Genomic DNA, 26,848 nt, shown 5'->3' on the forward strand with positions numbered 1-26,848 from the left:
CCCCCTTTGACCTTCTGGAGAGCAGCATCATGACCAACCCGGCTGAGCCGATCTTTCGCACCGTCACTCTCGACACGCCTATTCAGCGGGGCGAACAGTCGATCGACAGTATCCAGCTGCGCAAGCCCAAGTCGGGCGAGCTGCGTGGCCTTTCATTGGTCGACCTCGGCCAGCTCAAGGTGGACGCACTCACCAAGATCCTGCCGCGTATTTCAAGCCCTGTGCTGACCGAAGCCGAGGTGGCCAATCTTGACCCGTCGGATCTGCTCGCATGCGGCGCCGAGATTGGGAGTTTTTTGCTGCAGAGATCGCAGAAGGCGGCGCTCCACGACTGATCGAGGATGCCATGGCGGATCTGGCGATCACCTTCCACTGGTCGCCGGCCGTCATGGACGAAATGAGCGTGAGCGAGCTGCTGGGCTGGCGTGAGCATGCCGCCCGCCGATCAAGGCCCCCTGAGAAACCCGGAAAGCGCTAGTCATGGCATCCAAGAACCTTCGCCTGCAGGTCATCCTCGAGGGCCTCGATCGCGTGACCGCACCGCTCAAGGCGATCACGGGCGCCAGCTCGAACGCGCGCAAGGATCTGGCCGAGACGCACAAGCAGCTGCAAAAGCTCGATGCGGCGCAGCAGCAGGTGGGGAAATACAAGGCAGCCGAGGGCCGCTTTGCCGCCGACAAGCAGGCACTGGCGCAGCAGCGCGCGAAAATGGAAGAGCTGCGCGCTACGCTCGAAAAGACCGAGGCGCCGACCAAAAAGCTGCGCAACGAGTTCGCGCGGGCTGAAAAGCAAACCGCCCTTCTCACGGCCAAGGTCGACAGGGGCGGCGATGAGCTGCAGCAGCTCTCCCGGCAGCTAGGCGAGGCCGGCATCGACGTAGCGGACCTCGCGCGCCACGAGAATGATCTGGCGCTGCGCACGCACGATGCCAATCAGGCTCTGAAGCGCCAGACCGAGCAGCTCGACAAGGTGGCGAAGGCACAGCGCAACACCGATCGGCTCAATGAGGTGAGCGCCAAGGCGACCGGCCTTGGCCTCGGCATGGTGGCCGCCGGCACCGCCGCCGGCGCGCCGATCGTCATGGCAACCAAACAGGCGATGACGCTCGAGGCCGCGATGGCCGACGTGCGCAAGGTGGTGGATTTCGATTCCCCGCAAGCCTTCGCGCAGATGACCAGCGATATCCTGGACATGAGCGAGCGGATCCCGATGGCGGCCGAGGGCATCGCTGCGATCGTGGCGGCCGCCGGGCGCGCGAACGTGCCGCGCGAGGAGCTGCTGCGCTTTGCCGAGGATGCGGCTAAAATGGGCGTGGCCTTTGAGAGCACGGCCGAGGATGCCGGCGCGACTATGGCTAAGTGGCGCACCGCGTTCGAGCTGCCGCAAGATGGCGTGGTGGAGCTGGCCGATCAGATCAACGCGCTCACCAACACCTATGGCGGCAATGTGGGCGCCGTTACCGAAATGGTGACGCGCATCGGCCCGCTCGGCAAGGTGGGTGGCCTGGCTGCAGCCCAGATCGCCTCCATGGGCCAAGTGCTCTCGAGCGTGGGCGTTGAAAGCGAGATCGGCGCCACGGGCATCAAGAACATGATGCTGGCGCTCACCAAGGGCAGCGCCGCCACCAAATCGCAGCAGAAGGCGTTCGCATCGCTGGGTCTTGATGCCGAGCAGGTGGGCAAGGCCATGCAGAAGGACGCCGGGGGCGCGATCCTCGATGTGCTCGGTCGCCTGCAGAGCCTATCGAAAGAGGCGCAGGCTTCCACCCTTACGCAGCTCTTCGGATCCGAGAGCGTCGGCGCGATCGCGCCGATGCTCAACAATCTCGATCAGCTGCGGGAGAACTTCGCACTGGTGGGCGATAGCAGCCGCTATGCCGGCTCGATGAATGCCGAATATCTCGGCGCGATCGCCACGGCCGAGGGCGCCACCGGCCTTGCCACCAACGGGCTCAAGGCGCTCAACATCACCATGGGGCAATATCTGCTCCCCACGGTGGTGAAGGTCGCTGGCATGGTCGCCAGTGCGGCCAAAACCATGCGCAGTTGGGCGCAGGAGCATCCGGTGCTGGCCAAGGGCATCATGATGTTCGTCGGCGCCGGCGCGGCGCTGCTCATCCTTCTCGGCACATTGGCGCTCGGCTTCGCCGCTCTTACCGCCGCTGCCGCGCCCTTGGGAATCGCGCTCGGCCCGCTGCTGCTCATTGTGGCGGCCGTCGCTGCCGTCGCCGCTGCTGCCTATCTCATCTATGACAGCTGGGACGGCATCGTTGCCTATTTCAGCGGCCTGTGGAGCGGCATTCTTGACGCGATCCGGAACGCGGTGGGGTTCCTGCGCTCTCTCGACTTTGGCCAGATCGGCCGGGATCTCATTCAGGGCCTGATCAACGGCATGCTGGGCAAGCTGGCGGCGCTCAAGGATACGATTGTCGGCGCGGCCAGCAGCGTGGCGAAGTGGTTCAAGGAAAAGCTCGGCATCCATTCGCCCTCGCGCGTGTTCGCGGGGCTGGGCGGGTTCGTGATGGAAGGCCTCGATCAGGGTCTTGCTGCAAACACCGCAGGGCCGCTGCAGCGGATCTCCGAACTATCCGGCCAGATGACGCGCGCGCTGGCCGTGGGCGCCGGTGGGGCGGCCGTTGCGATCGCTGGACCGGCTGCGGCACAGGGCGGCGCCAGCGCATCTGCTGCGCCGGCTGCGGCATCCTCCACCTATCATATCGAGATCACGGTGAGCGGCGCCGGCGTGCCCGAAGACATTGCCGATGCCGTGCGCCGGGCCATTGGGCAGATCGAGCGCGAGAAGCGTGGGCGGGGCTATGGAGACGATTAAGGAGGCAGCGCGATGCATCTGATGGCTCTGGGCATGTTCGTTTTCGAGATGGGGTCGCTCGCCCCCGATGAGCTGCAGCGCAAGGCGGACTGGCTACATGCTCGCGCCCCGCGCATGGGCGCGCGCGACGCGGTGCAGTTTACCGGGCCGGGCACCGAGACTATCTCGCTATCGGGCGCCACCTATGCCGAGCTGAGCGATGGGCAAGTTAGCATCGACCAGTTGCGCGAGATGGCAAGCGCTGGCGATGCCGTTCCGCTGGTGAGCGGCGCCGGCGAGGTGCTTGGCAATTTCGTGATCGAGGCGATCGATGAGCGCCATGCCTTTCTGATGGCCAATGGTCGCCCGCGCCGCATCGATTTCGCGATTGATCTGCTGCGCGTCGATGATCCAGCGCCAGAGGATCCCGAGGCTGCGCAATGACGAGCCACAATATCGCTGACTGGCGCGTGACACTCGATGGCGTCGATCTCTCAGATCGGCTGCGCCCGCGCCTCGTCTCGCTCAGCTTGTCCGAGCGGCGCGATGATGAGGCCGATCAGCTCGATATCGTGCTGAGCGATACCGATGGCGGTCTTGCGATTCCGAAAGAGGGCGCGGTGTTGAGCGTCGAGATCGGGTGGAAGCAGGGCCGCAATGTGCCGATCGGCCTTGTTCACAAGGGTAGCTTCAAGGTGGATGATGTGACCCATGCCGGGCCGCCCGATCAGATCACGATCCGCGCGCGATCGGCGGACTTTACATCCGAGATCCGCAATCGGCGCGAAGGCAGCTGGAAGGATACCACGCTGGGGGCGGTTTTGCGCGACGTGGCGGGCCGCAATGGCCTTACCGCGAAGGTGGCGCCGGATCTGTCGTCGATCGCCCTGGCATCGATCGCGCAGAGCCGCGAGAGCGACGTGGCGTTCCTGCGCCGGCTCGGCCGCGAGCATGATGCCGTGGCGACGATCAAGGATGGGCACCTGATCTTTGCCCGCAAAGGCGCCGGCACCACCACCGGCGGCAAGGCCCTCCCGCATATCGAGATCCCCCGCAGCCATGTTTCGAGCCATTCATGGCACCGGCAGAGGCGCGAGGGGCAGGAAGGCGTCGCGGCAAGCTGGCACGATCGCGGTGAGGCGAAACGCAAGAGCGTGACGGTCGGCGAGAAGAAGGGCACCAAGCGCCTGCGCAAGATCTATCCCGATGAGGCCAGCGCCACGCGCGCCGCGATTGCCGAGCGCGATAGGCTCAAGCGAGCACCCGCCACGCTCGATCTCAGCCTTGCTCTGGGGCGGCCGGACGCATCCCCCGAAGCGCGGGCGACGGTGAGCGGCTTCAAGGATGATATCGATGCCACTACATGGCTGATCACCGAGGTGACGCATCGGCTCGATAAGAGTGGCGGCTATGTCTCGAGCCTGAAAATGGAAACCGGCTGAGCGCGGCTCATTTGCTTACAGCAAGCTTCATTTCTGCCTCGCTAGCGCCAAGAGCTAGTGCAGGCCGCTTCAGGCCTGCAGCACAGGCAAACACGCCTGCCTGAAGTCCTTCAGTCGCCTCCTCCAGCGAGGCCTTCACATGACCCTATTTGTAGCGAGCACCGCGCTAAGCCGACCGGCTTCTCAGACGAAGCATCTTATGCGAAAAGCGGGGTATCGGTCGCGAAGCTTAGGGGGAAGAGGGTGCGTTTCGTTCTTGCAGTCGGGGCCATAGCGATGATGCATTGGTCGATATCCGTTGCCGCCAAAGACCTTGATGCCGTCGCGGCCGCTCCGAAAAACCACCATATCGTCCTCGAAAACGATGATGTCCGCGTTCTTCAGGTTGAAGTTGGCCCAGGGGAAGTCGAGCCCATCCACAGCCATAGCTGGCCAAGTGTGATGCATATCGAGTCTCCTCAGCCATTGACTGACATTCTTTATCGCGAGGCCGCTGGTAAGATGGTGGAGGTTCGGCGCGTGGACATCCCCGCCGTGACACCGCCGGTCGCGCTATGGTTTCCGCCTGAAGAGGCGCATTCGATAAAGAACAATGGCGAGGGACCCTTCAGGGCACTTCGCATCGAATTGAAGCGAGCGAAGGCTGGGGGTCAATAGTTTGCCTAACTCTGGCGTCCAGAGGTAAAATCCCAAGCCCGGAAAGTCAGCTCTCCACGCCATCTCGGCCATAGCACTCAGCGGCAGCAATCATCAAAACCTGCCGTCCGTGCAGCCTCCGGCCGATAGTCTCGATTTAGCACTTTTGCGCTAAAAGCTGACTTTCCGGACACGACAACATTTCGGAGGTTGAAGCGGACGATAAGCCTTTTCGATAGCGGACTATCGGCGACAAGCATCAGCATGGCTTGTACGAGAGTATACAACGTCAGCTCCATCCGCTGCAATTTGGATGCGGCCCGCATACTCTTCCGGATGCGTTACTCGATCTCTGTTCTTTCCGGGGGCAGGCAGCAACGGCCAGAAGAAACCGGTGCCTTGCGTAGGAGCGAATGCATAGCGCCCAGTCGGTTCACGTTTCAGTAGCAGTGCAGGTCGCACATTTAGTTGATAGCTCGTCTTCGAAGGCTCGGCGATGTAGCTAAACGTGCGACGGGCAGGCTCGATGATGTAAATCGCATCTTCGCGGATATCGAGGGGCGGGGCGTCGTGAGCGACATAACATCCCCACACCAATCGTTGATTGATGGCTTCTGGACGCAGAAATATCGCTCCGAGCAGAACCAATGCGGCAAGGGGTATGACGATGATCCCCCAGCCTATGACTTTGGCCTTGAGCGGAACGTCGTGGAAAAGCGATGCTGCCATAACAGCAGTATGCCGAGGCTGGCCGCCGTCGTCACGTCGCAACGTCCGCTATCTTCAAATTGCAGCCAAAAGCCGACGGTCCGCTCCCCACTAATTTCTGGTCTAACGACAACGATCATGCATCGCCTTAAAACCGGACATTGACGCTGTGTGTCGGGCTCGGCTTAAGAGGCACGAAGATGCGAGGCGCCCTAATGGAATGTCGATGGCTTATCCTGTTCGCGGCGGCACTTTTATCTGGCTGTGGTGCGCCATCCATCAAAGTTAAATCAGGTGAACTGACGCAGAGCCAAGCAGACGGGATCGCTACAAGATGCGGCGGAGACGAAGGAATGCTTTTGGTCAAGGATGGCGAACTGACTCTTGTCCAGGCTAAGGAGTTCGATGTCACTTCCTGTATTATGAAAAGCCTTGATTCTGCGGGCATAACTGACTTCGCTTCGTCAGTCAGAAACGAAAAACACTGAATGCGCAGCGGCTGTTTTCATATCTGAACTCCTGTAAACCGTCTGTCCGCTTCCCACGCCAATACAGCGGTACCGATCGCCGGGCATGAGGCTTGAAACCGGACGCAATCGTCTGCTTGAATTTGTCCACGCTGCTTAGCACCAAGATTGGCGCCGTCCGGTCCATGTGCGGGCTAGGCCTTCGCTCACGAGTTGGTCGCCGAGGGACTTGCCGTCGCGGATGAGGACGCGGAGTTTTCGGTCGTACTTGTCGGCATCGCGGTCGCCGATCTGGCGGACCTCGAAGGGGCCGTCGTTGACCAGCTCGAGGAGGCGGCGCTTGGCTTGTTCGCCCCGCTCCAGTTCCTCGCTGCAGCGTGGGGAGCTGATTTCGGGGGCGTCGATATCGGCGATGCGGACCTTCACTTCACCGATCCAGAGCGTGTCGCCATCCACCACACAGTTCCGGCGGGAGGTGCCGCAGATGTCGTACTGGACGAATGTAGCTGGGGCGAGTTCCTGCGGGGCACCGCCCCCTCCCCGGCCCGAAAACGAGCTGAGAGCACCGATGCCCAAGCCGACGATCGCGGCAGCGCAAAGCATTCCGGTCACCTGCAAGCTATTCATGCCTCAATTTTCTCACCGACACGGCCAAACGTAAATCCGTCTTGTGCTCACAACTGAACATTTCTTGCTTTCCTACAGGGAGTTGGCCCATTTAGGCAAGAACGAATCAGGAACAAACGGATAAGGTTGGTGACGGGAAAGACGTGGCGGTTGACGCCGGGGTGCGAGTTTGCGTGCGATCGATGCAGTGTGCGGTGTGCGACGATCGCGGCGGTCAGGGACGATCTGTGGCGAGAGACCGAGCAGCTTCTGCGGGCGCAATCATTGGCGCCTTGCCCTGATCGGGCGCGACAGGTCCGATCGCTGCAAAGCCAGCTGGAAGGCGCTGAGCGAGAATTCGCGCGGCTTCGGCCCTCGTTGCGTCCGCTGGCACCAGTGCGAGCAAGCTCTGGAACATATCAGCCAGCGCGTCTTCACTAGGGAAAGCAACTGACAGGGTGACATACTGGACGACGGGCTTGGCGGCTTCGATGGCGCGCGCCTCCGGTTCGACCTCTCCCTCGTTCAGCCCGGCAAGCTTCATGACTTCAGCCGGGTCAACGTTATGCCTCGCCAGCACTGCGGCGATGCGGCGCGTCAAATCTAGGGGCAGCTCACCTTTTTTGTAACGCGATGGGGTTTCGTACGACGAGTACGTCCCGAAAGGCATGCCCAATGCTTCGGCGATGCCGCGCACGGTTAGTGGCGGGACTGCAGACTTGCGCAGGGCCTTCAATCGGGTGGCTATCGACTCCATCGCTCAAGTATGCGGAAATTTCGCACACCGGCTTATGTATTTTGCCATTGACCGGTGTGCGCAAATATCGCACATGCTCTCTGCATGGAACGCACACATTCCCTTTTCGACCTTTTCGGCGGCATACGGCCCATGGCGCGCGCGATCGGCGAAGCACCCTCTACCGTGGCGAGCTGGAAGAGGGGCGGGCGCATCCCCGCTGAGAAGCAGCCCGGTGTCCTCAAAATTGGGCAAAGCATCGGCTTGGGCATCTCCGCCGACCATGTCGTCTTCCCCCTCGGCTGTCCTGCCACTGATGCCTCGGATCTAGCCGATCCGGCGAATGCGGTCTGTTTCGAAGGGAACGCGGAATTGAATCGGGAGGGGCAAGCCTGATGCTGACCCTCGGCTCCATCCTTTTCCCAATGGCCGGGGCCGCTGCCCTCGCCACGATCATCAAAACCGGCGCGGATTATCGGGTGCAGGCGCGTGCCGCCCTCTCCGCGCTTTTCCACGGAGGATCAGATTAATGATCAGCAGCCGCATTTATCGGCCCGGCGAGATCATGCCGGCGAACGAGTGCCGTTATTGCCACGGCAAGGGCACATTGCAGAACGTCCACTCGTCCGCCTGGGCCGTGCCGCGGCTCATCCGCGTCCGCTGCACGCACAAGGTTGGCGACCCTTATGGCTTCGCCGAGCAGCAGCGCGATAATTTGCGCTACTGGCTGATCAGCCTTGGTATAGGCGGCGGTCTGCTCGCCCTTGCCCTCCTGCTGGGAGGCCAAGGCTGATGACCTTCTCCCGTGTCGATCAGGAAACCATCCGCGCCATCGTGCGCGAAGAAATCGCGCTCGATGAGCTGAACAGGCTTGAGGCTCCCACCTCTCCCACAATCAAGTCTGCCCAGCTCACCTTGCGCGGGGGGGCTGGCGCACCACCCACAGTGCCAGCCCCTACCACAATCGCCAAAGCTGCGGAATTCGTCGCGGCGCTACTTCGTGAGGAGCGGGATCGCCGCTGCGATATCGAGGCCGTGACCGTGCATCACCGGGGGAGGGGGACGGAGGTTCGCCTGATCGCCGGCGGCCGTTCGTTCACGCTCACCGTGAATGAAAGACAGGTGATGGCATGACAAAGCGTCGCGAACCGCTCAGCTTTGCGGCAGCCGTCAACACCGTGGGATCACTGGTAGGCTGGGCGCAGCTCGCCCAGATACTCGGCAAGTCCGAGCGGCTCATCCGCTACTGGTCTGATGAGGACCACCGCGCGCAGCCATCGCTTGAGCAGGCCATGGCGCTTGATCGCGCCTATCTCGCCGCCGGCGGCAATCATGCGCCGGTGCTCGAGGCCTATGCCGATCAGCTTGACCTGCATAACTGGACGAGCAGTCCCTGCCCTGCCGGTCTGGCATCAGACATATCCACCGCCACGCGCGAGACGGCCGAGGCGATCAGCATCAGCATCACCTTGATCCAGCCCGGTGCGACCCTGCCAGACATGCGCAGCGCCCAGCGAGAGGTGAATGAAGGAATTGACGCGCTCAATCGCGTCCGCGCCCGCCTCAACAGCATGATCGTTCATGATGGCGGCGCGACAAAACGGGGAAGCCGCGCGGGGCGGCTTTGTGCATGAGGAGGCCATGTTGGCACGAGAAAATCACCGGATGCCGGGCGCGAGCTGCCCGGCCTGCGGGGGCGGTGCGAAAGCGCGCCGGGTGGGCAAGGTCGCGCTCACCTATCGCGAGATCTATTATCACTGCCGCGATGAGCTGGGCTGCGGCCATGTCTTTGTGGCCGAACTCACGGCGATCAGGACGGTGCGCGTCAGCCAGCGAAATCCGCCAATCCATCCATTGCCGATCTCAGAGTGGCGCAGGGGGCCGGCGAACGACGATTCCCCCAATCCTGAGCCGAATGCTGGCGCGCTGAAAGCCTAAACGCCCCAGCACCTCACAGACTGAAATCGCCGCCCGGAAAGCCTCATTCCGGGAACGCTGCCCCTTTGCCTTTTGGATGCCATCCCGTGCGCGATGAATTGCTCAATGAACTGCTCCCTCGCCTCAAGCGCGACTATGGCTTTGCGGAAAAGGGCGAGTGGCTGCGCGAGGGCAAATGCCCCGAATGCGGCGCCAAGAAGTCGCTCTACACCCATGCGGAACACCCGTGGATGCTTCGCTGCGGCCGCCTCGACAGCTGCGGCGCCGAGATCTCCGTCAAGCAGAGCTATCCCGACATTTTCGATGACTGGTCGAAGCGCCACGAGCCGACGCCCGAGAAGCCCAACGCAGCGGCGGACGCCTATCTGCGCAGTGCACGGGGTTTCAATCTGGCTCCCCTTGCCGGATGCTACGCGCAGGAATGGTACAAGGATCCCGAGCTCAACATCAGCTCAGCGACCGTGCGATTTCCGCTGCCCGGTGGTGGCTACTGGCAACGCCTGATCGATCAACCCGGCCGCTTCGGTGATAAAAAGGCGACCTTCAGCCCCGGTTCAAAGCATCGCGGCCATTGCTGGCTCTACCCAGGCGATGGTTTCGAGACGCTCGCCGCAGAGCGCGAAATCTGGATCGCCGAGGGCATCTTTGACGCCATCGCACTGAGGCAGGCGGGTATTGCCGCCGTCTCGGCCATGACGTGCAACATTTGGCCCGAGCACTTCCTCGCGGATCTGCGCAAGGCCTGCGCCGACCTCAATCGACCGATGCCAAAGATCATCTGGGCCTTCGATCAGGGCGCCGCCGGCGTGGAATGGTCACGGCGCTTTGCCAAGCAGGCGAGGGAGGCAGGCTGGCCGGTGGGCGCCGCGCAGGTGCGCGTGGATGGCGAAGGCAAAAAAACCGACTGGAACGATCTGTTTCAGGCCGACAAGCTCAAGCCGGAGCACATCGAGGACTATCTCTGGGCAGGTGACGTCACGATTGCGCAGAGCGCCGATGAAAAGGCGTTCCTGATCTACAAGAAACATCGCTCGGCGTCCTTCCCGCTGGTGTTCAACGGGCGCCAGCTCTGGGCCACCTTTTCGCTGGAGCGAATCGAGCAGCACCTCGAGCAGCTGCGCGAGGCCGATCCTTCGATCGCCGAGCTTCCCTATGGTGAGCAATGGGAACTGGCGGCCCGCCAGTCCGTGGACATTGCCGAGCTGGCGAACTGCACCTTCCGCACCCTCTATTTCCAGCGCGATACCAACATGGAAGAGGGCGCCTATTATTTCCGCATCGACTTCCCGAAGACGAAGGGCGGCCCGCGCAAAGATGCGGTGAAGGCGCCGTTTTCCGGCTCTGCCTGCTCATCCTCGGGCGAATTCAAGAAGCGGCTCGCGGCCGTCGCGCCCGGCGCGCAGTGGGTCGGCGCCAATTACCAGCTCGATAAGCTGATGCTGCGCCAATGGACCGATATCCAGACCGTCGAGGCGATCCAGTTCACCGGCTATTCGATCGACCATGAGGGCTGGCTGCTGGGTGATCTGGGCGTCTCCAAAGGCAAGGTCGCGAAGATCAATGAGGACGATTATTTCGTCTTCTCCCGCAAAGCGGTGAAGCTGCGCACCAGCGATCGCCTGCTCTCAATCAAATATGATCCCGACAAGCTCGATATCCGGTGGACTGGCGACATCTATCGCGCGTGGGGCGCCAAGGGCCTCGCAGTGATGACTTTCTGGGGCCTTTCGCTCTTTGCCGAGCAGATCCGCGCCATGCAGGAATCGCTCGCCTTCCTCGAGGTGACCGGCCCCCCCGGCACCGGCAAAACGACCCTGATCGCCTTCCTCTGGAAGCTGATGGGCCGCGTCGGCAACTATGAGGGCTTCGATCCCACCAAGGCGACCAATGCCGGTATCGCGCGCACGTTGGGGCAAGTCGGCAATCTGCCGGTGGTGCTGATCGAGGGCGATCGCAATCAGGACACGCCACATAGCCGCCGCTTCGAGTGGGACGAGCTGAAGACCGCCTACAATGGCCGAGCCGTGCGGACGCGCGCGATCGCCAATGGCGGCATGGAGACATTCGAGCCGCCGTTTCGCGGTGCGATCGCGATCGTCCAGAATGACGCCGTGGAGGCATCGCCCGCGCTGCGCGAGCGCATCATGGGCCTGTGCATCACCAAGGATGGCTGGGGGCCGCAGACACGCGAGGCGGCCGAGCGGATCAATCGCTATGAGCGCGATCAGGTGAGCGGCTTCATCGTTCACATGGTCAAGCGAGAGGCCGAGATCCTCACGCGCTACCGCGAGCGCTTCGCCGTCCATTATGAGCAGATGCTCAGGCAGGACGGCATCCGCAACGACCGCTTGGCGAAGAATCACGCCCAGCTCGCTGCGATGTTCGACGCGATGCGCATCGTGCTCACCAACATTCCCGACGATGTGGCGAGCGAGGTGCAGGCGCAGTTTCGCGTGATGCTGGCCGAACGCCAGCGCCTTACCGAGAACGATCACCCGCATGTTGAGCTGTTCTGGGAGCGGTTCGATTACATTGAGGGGCAGGAAACCGAGAGTACGACGCACCGGATCAATCACAGCCGCATCGATGGCACGATCGCGGTCAACCTCGTGCAGTTTGAGCAGAAGTGCGGCGACCTGCGCCTCTCGCTGCCGCCTATCAATGAACTCAAGCGCCTGCTGCGCACCAGCAGAAGCCGCAAATTCATTGCCTACAAGCCGATCAATTCCGGCGTGACAGGCAAAACCACTGCCTGCTGGGTGTTCGAGCGCCCCGCAGGCTCCACCAGCAGCCACCCATAGGAGAGCGCAATCATGCAGCCACAGACTTCCACGCCCGTTGAAATGCGGATGATGGCCGTGCCCGATGGCATGGGCGGCACCGTCCACAAGCTTATGCCCGTCTCTCCCTCTGTCGCTGCAGGAAAGGGCAAAAAGAAGGCTCGGCCCGCGCCGGATCCAATCAACGCGAATCCCGATGCGGCGGCTCAGAACCTGCGCCAGCTCATCGAACGGCTCGAAACCCTCGAAGGGGAAAAGCGCGGGATCTCTGACGATATCAAGGATGTTTACGCTGAAGCCAAAGCCACCGGCTATGACGTGAAGGCCGTGCGGGCGATCTTGCGGCTGCGCAGCCTTGATCCCGGCACCCGCCTCGAGGACGCGGCCATCCTCGAAACCTACCTGTGCGCGCTGGGAATGGAATGATGCTGGTCGCCCTGCAGCGCACGCTGCTGATCCTCGCGATCATGATCGCAATCCCGTTCCTGTTCGCACGCGGCATCGCCCGCATTTCCGGAGACAAGCGATGAGCTTTGATCTTTTTTTCCGCTGCATGTCGGATGAGAGCGCGGATCCGCTCAGGGTCCCAAAAGCTGCGATAGTGGAAGAACTGGCGCGCGAGCTGCACATGCGGCGCCAGCATTATCCCGACCGGATCGCCAAGGGGAAAATGAGCCGCGAGGACGCCAATCGCGAGATCAGCATCATCGCTGCCATCCATGCCGATCTGGCGGTCGACCTGCTGCTCACCCCTGGCAGTGAGGACGCCGCTGCCAAGGCAAGGCGTGAGGCCGATGAGCGCCTCGCCCCGTTCGGTTGGCGCGAGCTGGTGAGCTGCCTGCGCCGCGAGATCGCCATGCGCCGAAAATTCTATCCGCGCATGCTCGCCACCGGCGATCGCTCGCCGGCCGATCTGCGCGCCCAGCTCGAGCACATCGAGGCCGCGCATTTCTACTATTGGGTACTCGGCCGCGCATGGTGGCCGGATGAGCTGGAACAGCACCGGCAAAATCCCACCGGTATGACCGACCGAGATCATCAGGCTTTTCGCGCGGCTTACGCCAAGCACCGCGCCCATTTCATCCCTCTCACAGTGGCGCCGCGAGGTGCTTATGCGACGGTCGCCGAGCCGGAGGGAGCAGCGGCATGACCGACGAAATACTGCTGACCCCGGCGGAGGCCGCCGCCCGGCTCCATATCAGCGACAAGACGTTGCGCCGGCTGCGCCAACAAGGTCATATTCGCTACGTTGCCATCACACCGCGTAAGATTCGCTACCGCCCGGAAGATTGCGACGCGTATGTGATGAGCCGCCTCCGCGAGGACGATCAGTGTCAGTCTACAAGCCGAAAAATTCCACGGTCTACGTCTACGACTTCCAGCATCGTGGTCGCAGATTTCACGGCTCGACGGGCCAGAAAACGAAACGCGCGGCGGAAACTGTAGAGGCGCAGAAGCGCGCCGAGGCAGCTCTCAACATCACCACTCGGCCGCCCATCACCCTCGATGAGGCGGCAGGCATTTATGAGGAAAAGCTCCGCAAAGAGGGGCGTTGGAGCAAATCGACCGAATGCTGGATTGATCGCATCGTGAATGCGATCGGGCCGCGATCGTTCATAGCGGACATCAATCATGTGGCGATCGGCAAATATTTCCGCTCCCGTGCCGGAGAGGTGAGCGGCGCCAGTGTCAACCGCGAGATCGATGTAGCGCGCGCGCTCTGGCGCGCTACTGCCAGGGCAAAATATGACGTGGGAGAAATGCCCGATTGGGCCTCAATGCGCTATGCCGTGCGCGAGCACGATCCCCGCGAGCTGCAGTTTGATGAAGAGGCTCGACTGCTCGAGGCGATCCGTGAGGACTATCAACCATTCGTGCGATTCGCGCTGCTATCGGGCTGGCGGCTTGCCGAGGTGCGCGGCCTGCTTTGGTCCGATATGGATTTCCCGGCTAAGGTCGCGTGGCGCACGGTGAAGGGCGGCCGGCGCATCAAACGTCCCCTCACAACGGAAATGATCGTTCTGATCGCCACCCAGCCACAGGCCTGCGCGCAAGTGTTCACCTATGTTTGCCAAAAGAGCCGTCAGAAGCGGCGGGAGGGCGAGCGCTATCCGATCTCCCAGAATGGATGGCGCAAGGTCTGGGCCGAGGCCCTGACCGCCGGCGAGATTCCCGATTTCCGCTTTCACGATCTGCGCCACACCCGTGGCACCCGGATCCTGCGCCAGACCGGCAACCTAGCCGCCGCTCAGAAGGCGCTCGCGCATAAGAACATTCGGACGACCTTGCGATATGCCCATGCGTTCGATGACGATGTGCGCGCAGCGCTCGAGGCGAGCGAGTCCCGAACTATTCCCGAAGCCCCCGCTGTACAGGCAATGAAAAAGGCCTAAGATCAGCATCTTAGGCCAAATCAGTAATTTCCGTGTAAACGAGACGCTCTACCAACTGAGCTAATCGCCCCAGCAGCATCGTGACGGTTCGTCCGTCACAGGCGCCCCTTATCGGTCGCTATGGGGGCGGGTCAAGCTGTGCTTCAACGCGGCGGCGCCAGAAGCCCGCCCCTGCGACGCACCTTGTCGACCCATCGCAGGGCCGCGTCCGCCGTCTCGTCGGTCAGGTCGATGAATACCCGCCGCCCATCGGTGGGATCAGCAAGCCGGACCAGGATTTTGCGCTCGGTCAGCTGCGTGATCCAGCGCAGCGCCGTGGTCGGCGGAACGGCAGCGGCAATGCAGAGGCTCGAAACCGAAACGCGCTGGCCGGCAAGGCGGGCCGCCAGCAGGTCCAACAGCATGTCCCAGGCGGGATCGGCGAACAGGTCCGCCGGCAGAAACTCGTCGCGGAGCCGCCGCGCCCGGATGAGGGCGCGGATCTCCGCGGCACTGGCGCGGCTTTCGATCGGCAATCGCTCCGCCGTGGCGGGCTGGGTTGGGAGCGCTGCGGCCTGAGGCTTTTGCGTGGAGGGCGGCGGGGAAAGCGCCTGTCCGCTTTGCGATGTCGAACCCGCCAGCGACGAGGCAGGCTTGGCGCTGCCGGACAGTCGCTCGAGCGTCTGGGCGAGCCGGCGGACTTCCTCGCTCAGTCTCTCCAGCCGAACGCCCTCCCCGTCCCCGGCGATATCGCGCATCGTCGCAGGCCCGGACGTCATTGGGCGCAGCCCGGCTGAGACGAGCATCGTGACGATGTCCGCAAGGCTGGGATCGCACAAGACCTCGGCCTCGACGCCTTCGAGAAGCGCAAAAGCGCGCTCGAGGGAAGCCAGATCGACGAGCACACAGACCCGGCGCCCCTTCAGCATGACTTGTGGCGCCAAGGAATGCTCCAGCCAGTCGTGGGCCTCCTCACCCCTTAGATCGAGCAGCAGCAGGTCGGGCACGGTCGAGACCGCCGACCAAAGAAGGGCTGTCAGGCTTGTAGACCCGATGCATTGCAGTCCCGCCCGCTCTGCAGCCCGCGACAAAAAGTCATTTGCCGGGCGATCCCCTCCCAACAGAATCGTCGGCTGCCCCAACGCTTCGCACAGCATCTGGTCGAGCCGGGGCGCAAAGCTTGCATCATAACGCGGGTTGTCATCGAAGCCTGTTAACATTTGGAGCCTCAATTGCTTGATCTGACACCAATATGCGCCATTCGATTAACCTTTTGAACCAGTTTTGTTCCATTTTGGATGAATTGGTTGTCCCGCCACCAATCCAGTTCTATCCGCACCGAGCCGGGGCGCCACGTCCGCGCTCTGATTGGCCCGGCCCGCGCTCGCGCTCCCGTTGACAGGTCGCATTGAACCGTTATGGCCCAACCGATCAAAACGCCCTGCGCTGCGACCGCACTGAACGGCTAGAACCATGCGGAGTGCCAGCCACTGATATTTTTCGAGGAGACCCGCTGATGACCGCGATCGGACAGGATACGCTTGGCACGCGCGACACACTGGATGTCGGTGGCAAGCGCTATGGCTATTACTCGCTGGCGAAGGCCGCCGCGAAGCTCGGCGATTGCTCGCGCCTTCCCTTCTCGATGAAGGTGCTGCTGGAGAACATGCTCCGCTTCGAGGATGGCGTCACCGTCACCACCAGCGATGCGCAGGCGGTCATCGACTGGCTCAAGAACCCCACGGCCTCCAGCAACGAGATCCAGTATCGCCCCGCGCGCGTGCTGATGCAGGATTTCACCGGCGTGCCCTGCGTGGTCGACCTCGCCGCGATGCGCGACGCGATGAACGCGCTCGGCGCGGACGCCAGCAAGATCAACCCGCAGGTGCCTGTCCACCTCGTCATCGATCACTCGGTGATGGTCGACGAGTTCGGCACGCCCAAGGCGTTCGAGGACAATGTCGCGCTGGAATATCAGCGCAACGCCGAGCGCTATGACTTCCTCAAATGGGGCTCGAAGAGCCTCGACAACTTCAAGGTCGTTCCTCCCGGCACCGGCATCTGCCACCAGGTCAATCTGGAGCATGTCGCACAGGCCGTGTGGACCTCGGTCGACGCCAATGGCGAAACGGTGGCCTATCCGGACACCTGCGTCGGCACAGACAGCCACACGACGATGATCAATGGCCTGGGCGTGCTCGGCTGGGGCGTCGGCGGCATTGAGGCCGAGGCCGCGATGCTCGGCCAGCCGGTTTCCATGCTCATCCCTGAGGTCGTCGGCTTCAAGCTGACCGGCACGCTGGCCGAAGGCATCACCGCCACCGACCTCGTGCTCACAGTCACGCAGATGCTGCGCGCCAAGGGCGTGGTGGGCCGCTTCGTCGAGTTCTACGGTCCCGGCGTTTCGGCGCTCAGCCTCGCCGACCGTGCGACCATCGCCAACATGGCGCCGGAATATGGCGCGACCTGTGGCTTCTTCCCGATCGACGGCAAGACGCTCGATTACATGCGCCTCACCGGCCGTGACGAAGACCAGATCGCGCTGGTCGAGGCCTATGCCAAGGTGCAGGGCTTCTGGCTCGACCCCGAAGCTGCCGACCCCATCTTCACCGACACGCTGGAGCTGGACATGGGCTCGGTCGTGCCCAGCCTCGCCGGCCCCAAGCGCCCGCAGGACAAGGTGATCCTCACGCAGGTGGACGAGGTGTTCAACGCCGACCTCGCCAAGGTCTACAAGAAGGATGCCGCCGTGCGCGTGCCCGTCGAGGGCGCGGCGCATGACATTGGTGACGGCGACGTTGTGATCGCCGCGATCACCAGCTGCACCAACACCTCCAACCCGAGCGTACTCGTCGCCGCCGGTCTGGTCGCCAAGAAGGCCACCGAAAAGGGCCTCAAGCCCAAGCCATGGGTGAAGACCAGCCTCGCCCCCGGCTCGCAGGTGGTCACCGACTATCTCGAGAAGGCGGGTCTCCAGACCTATCTGGATGCCGTCGGCTTCAATCTCGTCGGCTATGGCTGCACGACCTGTATAGGCAACAGCGGACCGCTCGCCGATCCGATCAGCAAGGCGATCAACGGCAACGACATCGTCGCGGCGTCGGTCCTCTCGGGCAACCGCAACTTCGAAGGCCGCGTGAGCCCGGATGTGCGCGCCAACTTCCTGGCCTCCCCGCCCCTCGTGGTAGCCTATGCGCTCAAGGGCACGGTCACGACCGATTTCGTCGAGACGCCGATCGGCCAGGGCAGCGATGGCACGGATGTCTATCTCAAGGACATCTGGCCCTCGAACGAGGAAGTCCGCTCGGTAATGGAAGGCGCGCTCACCCGCGACATGTTCCAGAGCCGCTATGCCGCCGTCTTCACCGGTGATGAGCGCTGGCAGGCGATCGACGTGACCGGCTCGGACACCTATGCGTGGCGCGCCGGCAGCACCTATGTCGCCAACCCGCCCTATTTCGAGGGCATGGAGATGACGCCCGCGCCGGTCGCAGACATCATCGACGCCAAGCCGCTCGCCATCTTCGGCGATTCGATCACCACCGACCACATCTCTCCGGCCGGCTCGATCAAGGCGGCCAGCCCGGCCGGCCAGTGGCTGCAGGAACGGCAGGTCGCCCCTGCCGACTTCAACAGCTACGGCTCGCGTCGCGGCCATCATGAGGTGATGATGCGCGGCACCTTCGCCAACATCCGCATCAAGAACCTGATGCTGGACGGCGTGGAAGGCGGCATGACCAGCTATGCCGGCGAAGTGATGCCGATCTATGACGCAGCCATGAAGCATGAGGCCGACGGCACGCCGCTCGTCGTCATCGCCGGCAAGGAATATGGCACCGGCTCCTCGCGTGACTGGGCGGCCAAGGGTACGCGCCTGCTCGGCGTGCGTGCGGTCGTCGCCGAGAGCTTCGAGCGCATCCACCGCTCCAACCTTGTCGGCATGGGCGTGCTGCCGCTGCAGTTCCCCGAGGGCACGAACCGCGAGACGCTGGGCCTCAAGGGCGACGAGAGCTTCACCATCCGCAACGTCGCCGGCCTCAAGCCGCGCCAGACGGTGACGGTGGAAGCGCGCCGCGCGGACGGCACCAGCTTCACCTTCGAGGCGCTGTGCCGCATCGATACGGTGAACGAGCTGGATTACTTCCTCAACGGCGGCATCCTGCCCTACGTGCTGCGCAAGCTCGCTGCCTGAGGTTCAAGGGACCGGGCACGCTGACCCGATCGATATCGAGAAGGGGGCGATGGACGGTGGTCTGTCGCCCCTTCTTCATGTGCCAGAGGCGGCGGTAGACCGCCCTCGCCGGGGTTGTGCTCCCCCTCCCCTCCGCTACATTCGTCGCAATCAGGAGAGACCATGACCCGCACCCTCAGAATAGACTTCGTATCCGATATCGCCTGCCCCTGGTGCGTGCTGGGCCTGCTCGGACTTGAAGAGGCGATCGGTCGCCTGGCAGGGGACGTCGATGTCGATCTGCATTTCCAACCGTTCGAGCTCAGCCCAGATATGGCGCCGGAGGGACGCACTGTCGTCGATCATCTTGCGCAGGCTTATGGATCAACGCCCGACGAGATCCTCCAGCGCCGCGCCGTGGTGAGCGATCGCGCCGCCGCTTTGGGCTTCGACATGAAGACCTCGCTGGAGACGCGCGTCTACAACAGCTTCAACGCCCACCGCCTGATGCATTGGGCAGGGCTGCAGGGCCGGCAGCCGGCCCTCGCGCGCGCCTTGTTCGAGGCTTATCACAGCCGCAACGAGAATATCGCGACCGCTGACGTGCTCCTCGACGCCGCCGAGCAAGCCGGGCTGGACCGGGATTCAGCAAGCGCGGTTCTCGGCTCGGACCAATATGCCAATGATGTGCGCCAGGCCGAATATCTCTGGCAGACCCGCGGCGTGACAGGCGTGCCGGCAGCGATCATCGACGGTCGCTACCTGATCTCCGGCGCGCAGCCCGCCGAGGCCTATGAGCAGGCGTTACGCCAGATCGCCGCACAGCCGCAATCGGACGGCAACCCGCCCGCCCCCGCGTAAAAGCGCAGGGCCGAGCCGCTTAGCCGGGCTTGCGGAACCGCAACGTCATGCGGTCGCTTTCACCCACCGCCAGATATTTGTCCCGATCGACCGCGCCATTGCGCAGCGTCGGCGGCAGCGTCCAGACGCCGGTGGCCCAATCGGCCGTGTCGCGCGGATTGGCGTTCACGTCGGAACTTGCCTCCAGAACGAAGCCGGCATCTTCAGCCAACTTGCGGACCGTCGAGACTTTCAGATAGCCGCTCGTCTTCTCGGCCGCGGTGTCGCGGTCTTCGGGCAGGCGATGATCGACCACGCCCAGCACGCCACCGGGCTTGAGCATCCGGAAGAACTGGCCGAAAATCTCGCCACCATTGCCGCGCATGACCATATTGTGGACATTGCGGAAGGTGAGCACAGTATCCGCCGCGCCATCTGGCACCTCGGTCAGCTCGACCAGCTTCACCCCGCCATAGAGCGCGGAATTGGATGCGATCAGCTTCTCTGTGGACTGGCGCCCCTGCCCGCCGGGCTGGACGCCATAATAGGTGCCGCCGCCCTTGGCCGCCAGAGGCGCAAGAATCTCAAGATACCAGCCACCGGAGGGGAAATATTCAACGACGGTCTGATTACCGCTCACGCCGAAGAAGCTCAGCGTCTCCGCCGGATGACGATATTTGTCGCGCGCGACATTGCTGGCTGTGCGGGTCGGCGCAGCCACGGCAGCGGCGATGTCCGGCTTGATGGCGACGGCTGCCTCGGTAGCCGCCAGTACCGGAGCGGTGGCGACGGCACCGCCAGCGAGCAGAAACGCACCGGCGAGCATGAGGGATGTCCTGAAAGGCATGGCGTGTCTCTCCGTGAGGGGGCGTTATGCGGCAAGATGTCGCAAGGCCGGACGGAGCGCAACCCAATGACGGACGAACGCGCTGCCCTTAGAGGCAGGCTTCCAGCAGCGCCTGATCGAAGCCGAAGCCCCGCGCCTTCTCCAGCGTATAGGGGCGCAGGCCCATCGAGCGATATTCGCCGATGATCCGCCCGTCCGCATCTTCATCCAGATACTCGAACTTGAACAGCTCCTGGGTGACGATCACGTCGCCTTCCATGCCGATCACCTCGGTGACGTTCGTGACGCGCCGCGAGCCGTCGCGCAGGCGCTTCACCTGCACGATCAGGTCCACCGAATCGGCGATCTGCTTGGAGATCGCTTCCTTGGGGATCTTGATGTCCCCCATCAATATCATGTTCTCCATGCGGCCCAGGCACTCGCGCGGGCTGTTGGAGTGGAGCGTACACATGGAGCCATCATGGCCGGTGTTCATCGCCGCGAGCAGATCGAAGCATTCCGCGCCACGAATTTCGCCCAGGATGATGCGGTCCGGCCGCATACGCAGGGCGTTCTTGACCAGGTCGCCGATAGTGATCGCCCCCTGCCCTTCCAGATTCGGTGGCCGGGTTTCGAGCGGCAGCCAATGCGGCTGCTGGAGACGCAGTTCCGCCGCGTCCTCGATGGTGATCACGCGCTCGCCCGGATCGATCATCTTGGAGAGCGCGTTGAGCATCGTCGTCTTGCCCGATCCGGTGCCGCCCGAAATGACGATGTTGAACCGGCAGGCCCCGGCGATCTTGAGCGCCGTCGCCATCTTGTCGGACATCGAGTCGCCCCGCGCCATGATGTCCAGCGTGATCGGCTTGGCGGCGAACTTACGAATCGAGATCGCCGTACCGCGCAACGAGAGCGGCGGCACGATCACGTTGACGCGGCTGCCATCCGGCAGGCGGGCGTCGGCCAGCGGCGTGGTCTGATCGACCCGGCGGCCGACCTGATTCACGATGCGCTGGGCGATCTGAAACAGATGCTCCTCATCGCGGAAATGAATCTGCGCGAGCTGCAGCTTGCCCTTCTTCTCGATGTAGGTCTGCGCCGGACCGTTGACCATGATGTCGCTGATATCCGGGTCCGCCAGCAATTCCTCGAGCGGCCCGAACCCGAGCAGCTCATCAACCAGCACCTTCTCCAGGGCAAACTGCTCGCGCCGGTTGAGCGTGAGCTTGAGCTGCGCCAGCACCTCCATGATGATCGGCCGGAATTCCTCGGCCAGCTCATCCTTGGTCAGCGTCGCGGCCGCTTCCGGGTCCACCCGCTCCAACAAGCGCGGCAGCACCTGCTCCTTGATGCGATGGACGTTGGCCTCGAATCCCTGCGAATGATCGGTCTGCGCATGCTCCGAATTCATCCGCTCATTGAGGCGCCCGAGGGCATCGGCGTGACGATCGGGGGTGGGGTTGGCCGGAAGATCGGGGGCAATAGGCTCCGCTGCTGGAGATGGACTTGTCGGGGCTGCTCCCGGTCCATGCATCGGCCGCGCCACCCCGAAGGATGGCTTGCCGCCCAAACCGTTCTTTCGTCCAAATGCGTTCATCATCGAACCACAGAATTGCGTAGAATCACCGCAACCACTTAGCCGCCATAGGTTGCGAAAGATTAAAGTCGGAACATCGCCGAGGCACTTCGCCTATCCGACGGTAAGCAGCAAACAGGCGGGTGCCTGCCTCCTCTCGATAATGAGCCCTGAGAAAGGCGGCGATGGATTGGTCAGATGCAAAGAAGGACTGGACGTTGAAGTACCGTCTGGGAACCCCGTAGCTGTGTTCCATTCGCTCGACGAGGATTAACGCTGGCGGACGACAGCGCAAATCGCGATCGGTTTGAAGCAATATCGTGGCGGCCAAAGAACGGATCAGCCCAGGATCAGACGGATGTACCGCGACATTCCCGATCGCAGGGAGCATCCAATAAGAATAGAGGTGAAGCGGCCACTCCAACCCTAGCCGCTCAATTGCAGGCCATTGGAACATTGGGTCGGCGGCCAAAACCGCCACTGGTTGTCCTTTTGGAACACTGCCAAGCAGCGCGCCCGTCTCTCGTTCCAACCAGTTTTGATAAGGCCCCTGCGCAATCCCGATATAGACAGCAAACCCGATAACAGCCGCGCCGAGTGGATAACGAGGGACTGCCCAAACGCCTTGAGACGTAATGCGAACGGCTACGGCAGCAAGCAAAGCGCCAGTAACCGGCAGAGCATGATATTGCCATCCTTTGAGTTGTACGAAATAGGCGAAACCGAATCCTACGGCAACGAGAGCAAATGCTGTGTCTATTGGTTTATCGGGGTCAGCAAGCCTTCTGTTCATCACGAAGGCCAGCCCACCGATCAGCCACACGATTTGCGCAGGCTCATCTATCATCAGCAAGAATGGAACTTCGTAGCCGTGATAGGCAGCGCGTACCATTGGCACCATGCGCGTCAGGAAGTCAGGCGCCAGCACTATGACCGCCGCAGCGTAGAGCCCTGCCATGACCGCTAGCACTGCTGTTTCGGGTCGCACGGGTGACCACCGGCGGCGCAACGAAAGGAAGAGCCAAGCCTCCAAAAGAACTGGAATAGCCAGGAAATAGTGCTTTAACGCGAAGCCGTAGGAGGCTGCCAGACCAATAGCGACTGCCAAACATGGCACAACTTCGTGCCCCGACTGTCGCCTAGATATCAGAGCAGCATAAGGCAGCGCGCAGATCAAAGCGAGCTGCTCGCGTTGTCCGAAATCGAACAGCGGCAACGGGACCATGAACCAGTAGCAAAAAAGCATGACTGCACAGCGGCGCGGAGCGGTTCCGAAGTCGCCGAGAGCACCGATCGCAAGCGCAGATGCCGTTCCCATAGCAACAACGGTGGCCACGAGCAGGTAGCGTGGGGCAACGCCAATTATATCTGAGAACTGTACGATGGGGATGGCAGACCAGAACCAAATCGGGGGGTTTAGCTCCCAGATATCCTTGTAAAGTACCGCCCCTTGGATAATTTGCCGGGCGATCCAGATCTGCCAAACAACGTCATGGGTTAGGGGAATTGTTGTGAGGACAATTGCAGTTATGGCACCTGCAAAGCAAATGCTGATTTCCGGCCACCAAGAGCGCATCGCATATTTCGCTGCGGAGAAATCAAATTCTTCGCGGAATACGTAAAATCGTGACATAATGAAAAATACCGTCGTGTATAACACCATGCCAGGTATTTGCAGTATAATCCCATTAAACTGGCCAGCCGCGCGCAGGGATAGTAGAATGCAGACGTTAGTGCTGTATGCGACTGCGAACGCGAATAGGAAGCGAAGCCCTTCCTGCAGCGCAGCTTCCCCCGTCCGACGAAACGTCCAAACACGGTTAGCAAAAAACGAGAATGAAAGGCCGCCTGCATAACCCACGACGTTCGCTGTCAGGTCACTACAACCTGCCGCGAGCATAGCTGCGATAATCAGGAGACTGAGCGCAGTGTTGACGGCGCCCACGGTTCCAAACCGAGCAGCTGACGAAAGGAGTTCGCTCATGCTACGTCCGAGAGGCGGGCCCGCAAACCTTGGTCAATATTGTGCACCGGATTAGCCGACGGCACCGGCAAAGCGACTATCTCTTTGATAAGAAAGAGAGGACGGCGCTTGGTTTCCATGTACATTCTGCCCAGATATTCTCCGAACACTCCTAAAATAAGGAGCTGAATGCTTCCGAGCACTAGGATCAGAGCGGCGAGACTTGTCCAGCCCGCGACCGTTCCTGACACAGCATAAGCATACCCCACCCAGCCGAGCGCAAGCACGCCGGCGAGAGCAAATAACAGGCCCAAGTAGGAAGCAAAACGGAGGGGCAACACGGAGAAGCTCGTCGCAGCGTCAAGGGCAAACGCAATCATCTTTCGCAGGGGGTAGTGGGTAGACCCAGCGAATCGCGGATCACGCTCATATGGGAGCGCACATTGATTGTAACCAAGCCAGCTCACCATTCCGCGAACAAACCTATAGCGTTCTGGCATTGCATTGAGGTGGGCAAGCACCTGCCGTGTCATTAACCGGAAATCGCCAGTGTCGGCCGGGATGTCAACTTCAACGATTTTACCCATCAAACGGTAGAAAATGCTGGCCGTTACCTTTTTGAATACGCCCTCGCCATGACGCGCAACCCGCTGGCCGTAGACGACGTCATAACCATCCCTTATCCGTTTGAGCATATCTGGGAGGAGTTCAGGCGGATCCTGTAGGTCTGCGTCCAGAATGAAGATCAACTCACCTCGACTCTGGTGTAGCCCGGCTGTTAGCGCAAGTTGATGGCCGTGGTTGCGCGCCAAATTCACACCGGTGACACGCCGACCCGCATTGACCGCCTTCATGATTTCTGACCACGTGGCGTCGGTCGATCCGTCGTTGACTAGGATGATCTCATAGCTACTCTCAAACGCAGCCTCGCAGACAACCGTCACCCGCCGGACCAGCTCCTCTATTCCGCCGTCCTCATTGTAGCAGGGTACGACTACCGATAGAGCGACTGACCCTATCTCGATCGCGTGTTCGCCAACCATCTGCTGCCCCTTCCAATCTGGAGCCGCACATAAAGGCCAGGCGTTGAGATTCTATAAAGGCTATTTTCCGAAGGCTCCTCGGCCCTCAGCCAGCCTTCTCAGCAAGCACCGTCAGGCCAGCTTCGCTCACTTCCGCAAAGCCCCCTTCGACCATGATCACGCGTGGCTCAGCGCCGTCGCGGTCGTAGACCTTGAGGGCGCCGTCCTTGACGGTGGACATGAAGGGCGCGTGGCCTTCCAGCACGCCGAATTCGCCCTCGGTGCCGGGCACGACGACCATGTGGACGTCCTGCGAGAGGACGAGCTTCTCAGGGGTCACGAGTTCGAAGTGCAGTGCCATGGTCTTCTCTCCCCCCTCACATCGGAGGGGTAAAGGGTGGAATGGTCGCGCCGGCTGAACATGCCCGGCGCCGACCCTGTTTCGATTACACCCCGCGAAAGGGTGCCGGCGCCTCCCGCCATCGGCGAAAGGCGCTTCAAGCCGTCAGATCAGGCTGCTTCCGCTGCCAGCTTCTTGCCCTTCTCGATGGCTTCGTCGATGCCGCCGACCATGTAGAAGGCAGCCTCGGGCAGATGGTCGTATTCACCATCGACGACGGCCTTGAAGCTCTTCACCGTGTCTTCGATCTGGACGAACTTGCCCGGAATGCCGGTGAACACCTCGGCGACGTGGAAGGGCTGCGAGAGGAAGCGCTGGATCTTGCGCGCACGGGCAACGGTCAGCTTATCCTCTTCCGACAGTTCGTCCATGCCCAGGATCGCGATGATGTCCTGCAGCGACTTGTACTTCTGCAGCGTCTCCTGAACGCGGCGGGCCGTGTCGTAATGCTCCTGGCCCACGACGGCGGCGGTCAGCACGCGGCTGGTCGAGTCGAGCGGGTCCACGGCCGGGTAGATGCCCAGCTCCGAGATCGCGCGGTTAAGCACGGTCGTGGCGTCAAGGTGCGCGAAGCTGGTCGCCGGTGCCGGGTCGGTCAAGTCGTCTGCCGGCACGTAAATGGCCTGCACCGAGGTGATCGAACCCTTGTTGGTGGAGGTGATGCGCTCCTGCAGCGCGCCCATGTCGGTCGCGAGCGTCGGCTGATAGCCCACGGCCGAAGGAATACGTCCGAGCAGAGCGGACACTTCCGAGCCGGCCTGGGTGAAGCGGAAGATGTTATCGACGAAGAAGAGCACGTCCTGCCCTTCCTGGTCGCGGAAATATTCGGCGATCGTCAGGCCGGAAAGCGCAACGCGCGCGCGGGCGCCCGGCGGCTCGTTCATCTGGCCGAACACCAGCGCCACCTTGGAGCCTTCCGGCGTCGGGTTGCCGTCGGCATCCTTGGCGATAACGCCGGCATCCAGGAACTCGTGATAGAGATCGTTGCCCTCACGAGTCCGCTCGCCAACGCCAGCGAACACCGAGGTGCCGCCATGGCCCTTCGCGATGTTGTTGATCAGCTCCTGAATGAGCACGGTCTTGCCCACGCCGGCACCGCCGAACAAGCCGATCTTGCCGCCCTTGGCATAAGGCGCGAGCAGATCGATGACCTTGATGCCCGTCGCCAGAATGCTGGTCTCGGTCGACTGGTCGACGAACTCCGGAGCCTTCGCGTGGATCGGCGCGGTGGTCGCGGCATTCACCGGGCCACGCTCGTCGATCGGCTCGCCAATCACGTTGAGAATGCGGCCGAGCGTCATCGGGCCGACCGGCACCGAGATCTGCGCGCCGGTGTCGACCACGTCCTGACCGCGGGTCAGACCGTCGGTGGCGTCCATGGCAATCGTGCGCACGGTGTTCTCGCCCAGATGCTGCGCCACTTCGAGCACCAGCCGCTGGCCGTTATTGTCCGTCTCGAGCGCCGAGAGAATCGCCGGGAGCCGATCCTCGAAGATCACGTCGACGACGGCGCCGATCACCTGGCTGATCTTGCCGACATTGTTGGTGGCTGCCATG

28 protein-coding genes are annotated in these 26,848 nt (G+C 62.2%); 18 read left to right on the forward strand and 10 right to left on the reverse strand.

Annotated features, from left to right (window positions below; genetic code table 11):
- Positions 1–29 precede the first annotated feature (29 nt).
- The 6 genes from M2331_RS15080 to M2331_RS15105 all read left to right on the forward strand — a co-directional run bounded on the left by M2331_RS15080 (position 30) and on the right by M2331_RS15105 (position 4,907).
- Positions 30–335 carry a phage tail assembly protein gene (locus tag M2331_RS15080; RefSeq protein WP_181561031.1) on the forward strand — a complete coding sequence of 102 codons (306 nt, stop codon included), beginning with the start codon at positions 30–32 and terminating at the stop codon, positions 333–335.
- Positions 336–346: 11 nt separating this feature from the next.
- Positions 347–478, forward strand: a complete 132-nt coding sequence (locus M2331_RS15085) for a GpE family phage tail protein (protein ID WP_181561032.1) — start codon at positions 347–349, stop codon at positions 476–478.
- 2 nt (positions 479–480) lie between these two features.
- Positions 481–2,829 (forward strand): phage tail tape measure protein, encoded by a 2,349-nt coding sequence (locus M2331_RS15090; protein ID WP_181561033.1) that lies wholly within the window; start codon positions 481–483, stop codon positions 2,827–2,829.
- 12 nt (positions 2,830–2,841) lie between these two features.
- A complete protein-coding gene (locus M2331_RS15095; protein WP_181561034.1) occupies positions 2,842–3,252 on the forward strand; it encodes a phage tail protein in 411 nt (136 codons plus the stop codon).
- A complete protein-coding gene (locus M2331_RS15100; protein ID WP_181561035.1) occupies positions 3,249–4,250 on the forward strand; it encodes a contractile injection system protein, VgrG/Pvc8 family in 1,002 nt (333 codons plus the stop codon). Before M2331_RS15095 ends, M2331_RS15100 begins: the two co-directional genes overlap by 4 nt.
- 243 nt (positions 4,251–4,493) lie before the next feature.
- Positions 4,494–4,907: a cupin domain-containing protein gene (locus tag M2331_RS15105; RefSeq protein WP_181561036.1), complete on the forward strand. Its 414-nt coding sequence runs from the start codon at positions 4,494–4,496 to the stop codon at positions 4,905–4,907.
- Positions 4,908–5,129: 222 nt separating this feature from the next.
- On the opposite strand, the gene M2331_RS15110 is transcribed toward M2331_RS15105, so the two are convergent.
- From M2331_RS15110 to M2331_RS15120, 3 genes are all read right to left on the reverse strand, one after another.
- Positions 5,130–5,615 (reverse strand): hypothetical protein, encoded by a 486-nt coding sequence (locus tag M2331_RS15110; protein WP_181561037.1) that lies wholly within the window; start codon positions 5,613–5,615, stop codon positions 5,130–5,132.
- A gap of 602 nt (positions 5,616–6,217) precedes the next feature.
- Positions 6,218–6,688 (reverse strand): thermonuclease family protein, encoded by a 471-nt coding sequence (locus tag M2331_RS15115; protein WP_181561038.1) that lies wholly within the window; start codon positions 6,686–6,688, stop codon positions 6,218–6,220.
- A 214-nt stretch (positions 6,689–6,902) separates the two neighbouring features.
- A complete protein-coding gene (locus M2331_RS15120) occupies positions 6,903–7,403 on the reverse strand; it encodes an XRE family transcriptional regulator (protein ID WP_181561039.1) in 501 nt (166 codons plus the stop codon).
- 105 nt (positions 7,404–7,508) lie between these two features.
- Between M2331_RS15120 and M2331_RS15125 the strand changes: the two genes are divergently transcribed.
- From M2331_RS15125 to M2331_RS15165, 10 genes are all read left to right on the forward strand, one after another.
- Positions 7,509–7,799 carry a carph-isopro domain-containing protein gene (locus M2331_RS15125; protein WP_181561040.1) on the forward strand — a complete coding sequence of 97 codons (291 nt, stop codon included), beginning with the start codon at positions 7,509–7,511 and terminating at the stop codon, positions 7,797–7,799.
- 133 nt (positions 7,800–7,932) lie between these two features.
- On the forward strand, positions 7,933–8,196 hold the full coding sequence (locus tag M2331_RS15130) for a hypothetical protein (protein ID WP_181561041.1): 264 nt from the start codon (positions 7,933–7,935) through the stop codon (positions 8,194–8,196).
- Positions 8,196–8,537, forward strand: coding sequence for a hypothetical protein (locus M2331_RS15135; RefSeq protein WP_181561042.1), 342 nt, complete (start codon positions 8,196–8,198; stop codon positions 8,535–8,537). The genes M2331_RS15130 and M2331_RS15135 overlap by 1 nt, the downstream gene beginning before the upstream one ends.
- Complete coding sequence (locus M2331_RS15140) at positions 8,534–9,037, forward strand: hypothetical protein (RefSeq protein WP_181561043.1); 504 nt, start codon at positions 8,534–8,536, stop codon at positions 9,035–9,037. Before M2331_RS15135 ends, M2331_RS15140 begins: the two co-directional genes overlap by 4 nt.
- A gap of 31 nt (positions 9,038–9,068) precedes the next feature.
- Positions 9,069–9,341: an ogr/Delta-like zinc finger family protein gene (locus M2331_RS15145; protein ID WP_264577011.1), complete on the forward strand. Its 273-nt coding sequence runs from the start codon at positions 9,069–9,071 to the stop codon at positions 9,339–9,341.
- Positions 9,342–9,427: 86 nt separating this feature from the next.
- Complete coding sequence (locus M2331_RS15150) at positions 9,428–12,142, forward strand: toprim domain-containing protein (protein ID WP_181561045.1); 2,715 nt, start codon at positions 9,428–9,430, stop codon at positions 12,140–12,142.
- 159 nt (positions 12,143–12,301) lie between these two features.
- The gene (locus tag M2331_RS15155) at positions 12,302–12,547 is read left to right on the forward strand and encodes a DUF2312 domain-containing protein (protein WP_264592458.1); all 246 of its coding nucleotides are present in this window, start codon (positions 12,302–12,304) and stop codon (positions 12,545–12,547) included.
- Positions 12,548–12,722: 175 nt separating this feature from the next.
- Positions 12,723–13,271, forward strand: a complete 549-nt coding sequence (locus M2331_RS15160; RefSeq protein WP_181561046.1) for a hypothetical protein — start codon at positions 12,723–12,725, stop codon at positions 13,269–13,271.
- Positions 13,268–13,567: a helix-turn-helix domain-containing protein gene (locus M2331_RS16640; RefSeq protein ID WP_181561047.1), complete on the forward strand. Its 300-nt coding sequence runs from the start codon at positions 13,268–13,270 to the stop codon at positions 13,565–13,567. The genes M2331_RS15160 and M2331_RS16640 overlap by 4 nt, the downstream gene beginning before the upstream one ends.
- Positions 13,453–14,514, forward strand: a complete 1,062-nt coding sequence (locus tag M2331_RS15165; protein WP_181561048.1) for a tyrosine-type recombinase/integrase — start codon at positions 13,453–13,455, stop codon at positions 14,512–14,514. Before M2331_RS16640 ends, M2331_RS15165 begins: the two co-directional genes overlap by 115 nt.
- A gap of 143 nt (positions 14,515–14,657) precedes the next feature.
- Here the strand turns inward: M2331_RS15165 and M2331_RS15170 are convergent, their stop codons facing one another.
- Positions 14,658–15,713: a hypothetical protein gene (locus tag M2331_RS15170; RefSeq protein ID WP_181561049.1), complete on the reverse strand. Its 1,056-nt coding sequence runs from the start codon at positions 15,711–15,713 to the stop codon at positions 14,658–14,660.
- A gap of 296 nt (positions 15,714–16,009) precedes the next feature.
- On the opposite strand from M2331_RS15170, the gene acnA reads away from it, so the two are divergent.
- Complete coding sequence (gene acnA, locus M2331_RS15175) at positions 16,010–18,685, forward strand: aconitate hydratase AcnA (protein ID WP_181561050.1); 2,676 nt, start codon at positions 16,010–16,012, stop codon at positions 18,683–18,685.
- A 162-nt stretch (positions 18,686–18,847) separates the two neighbouring features.
- Positions 18,848–19,525 (forward strand): DsbA family oxidoreductase, encoded by a 678-nt coding sequence (locus tag M2331_RS15180; protein ID WP_181561051.1) that lies wholly within the window; start codon positions 18,848–18,850, stop codon positions 19,523–19,525.
- 19 nt (positions 19,526–19,544) lie between these two features.
- Here M2331_RS15180 and M2331_RS15185 read toward each other — a convergent pair whose 3' ends face one another.
- The 6 genes from M2331_RS15185 to atpD all read right to left on the reverse strand — a co-directional run bounded on the left by M2331_RS15185 (position 19,545) and on the right by atpD (position 26,847).
- The gene (locus tag M2331_RS15185; protein ID WP_181561052.1) at positions 19,545–20,351 is read right to left on the reverse strand and encodes a class I SAM-dependent methyltransferase; all 807 of its coding nucleotides are present in this window, start codon (positions 20,349–20,351) and stop codon (positions 19,545–19,547) included.
- An 88-nt stretch (positions 20,352–20,439) separates the two neighbouring features.
- The gene (locus M2331_RS15190; protein ID WP_181561570.1) at positions 20,440–21,927 is read right to left on the reverse strand and encodes a CpaF family protein; all 1,488 of its coding nucleotides are present in this window, start codon (positions 21,925–21,927) and stop codon (positions 20,440–20,442) included.
- A 25-nt stretch (positions 21,928–21,952) separates the two neighbouring features.
- Positions 21,953–23,890 carry a GtrA family protein gene (locus M2331_RS15195; RefSeq protein WP_181561053.1) on the reverse strand — a complete coding sequence of 646 codons (1,938 nt, stop codon included), beginning with the start codon at positions 23,888–23,890 and terminating at the stop codon, positions 21,953–21,955.
- On the reverse strand, positions 23,887–24,912 hold the full coding sequence (locus M2331_RS15200; protein ID WP_181561054.1) for a glycosyltransferase family 2 protein: 1,026 nt from the start codon (positions 24,910–24,912) through the stop codon (positions 23,887–23,889). Before M2331_RS15200 ends, M2331_RS15195 begins: the two co-directional genes overlap by 4 nt.
- 85 nt (positions 24,913–24,997) lie before the next feature.
- The gene (locus M2331_RS15205; protein ID WP_181561055.1) at positions 24,998–25,252 is read right to left on the reverse strand and encodes an ATP synthase F1 subunit epsilon; all 255 of its coding nucleotides are present in this window, start codon (positions 25,250–25,252) and stop codon (positions 24,998–25,000) included.
- A gap of 149 nt (positions 25,253–25,401) precedes the next feature.
- A complete protein-coding gene (gene atpD / locus M2331_RS15210) occupies positions 25,402–26,847 on the reverse strand; it encodes a F0F1 ATP synthase subunit beta (protein WP_181561056.1) in 1,446 nt (481 codons plus the stop codon).
- Position 26,848 lies beyond the last annotated feature (1 nt).

Origin of the sequence: Sphingobium sp. B10D7B (genome assembly GCF_025961955.1) — a bacterium.
Lineage (GTDB): Bacteria > Pseudomonadota > Alphaproteobacteria > Sphingomonadales > Sphingomonadaceae > Sphingobium.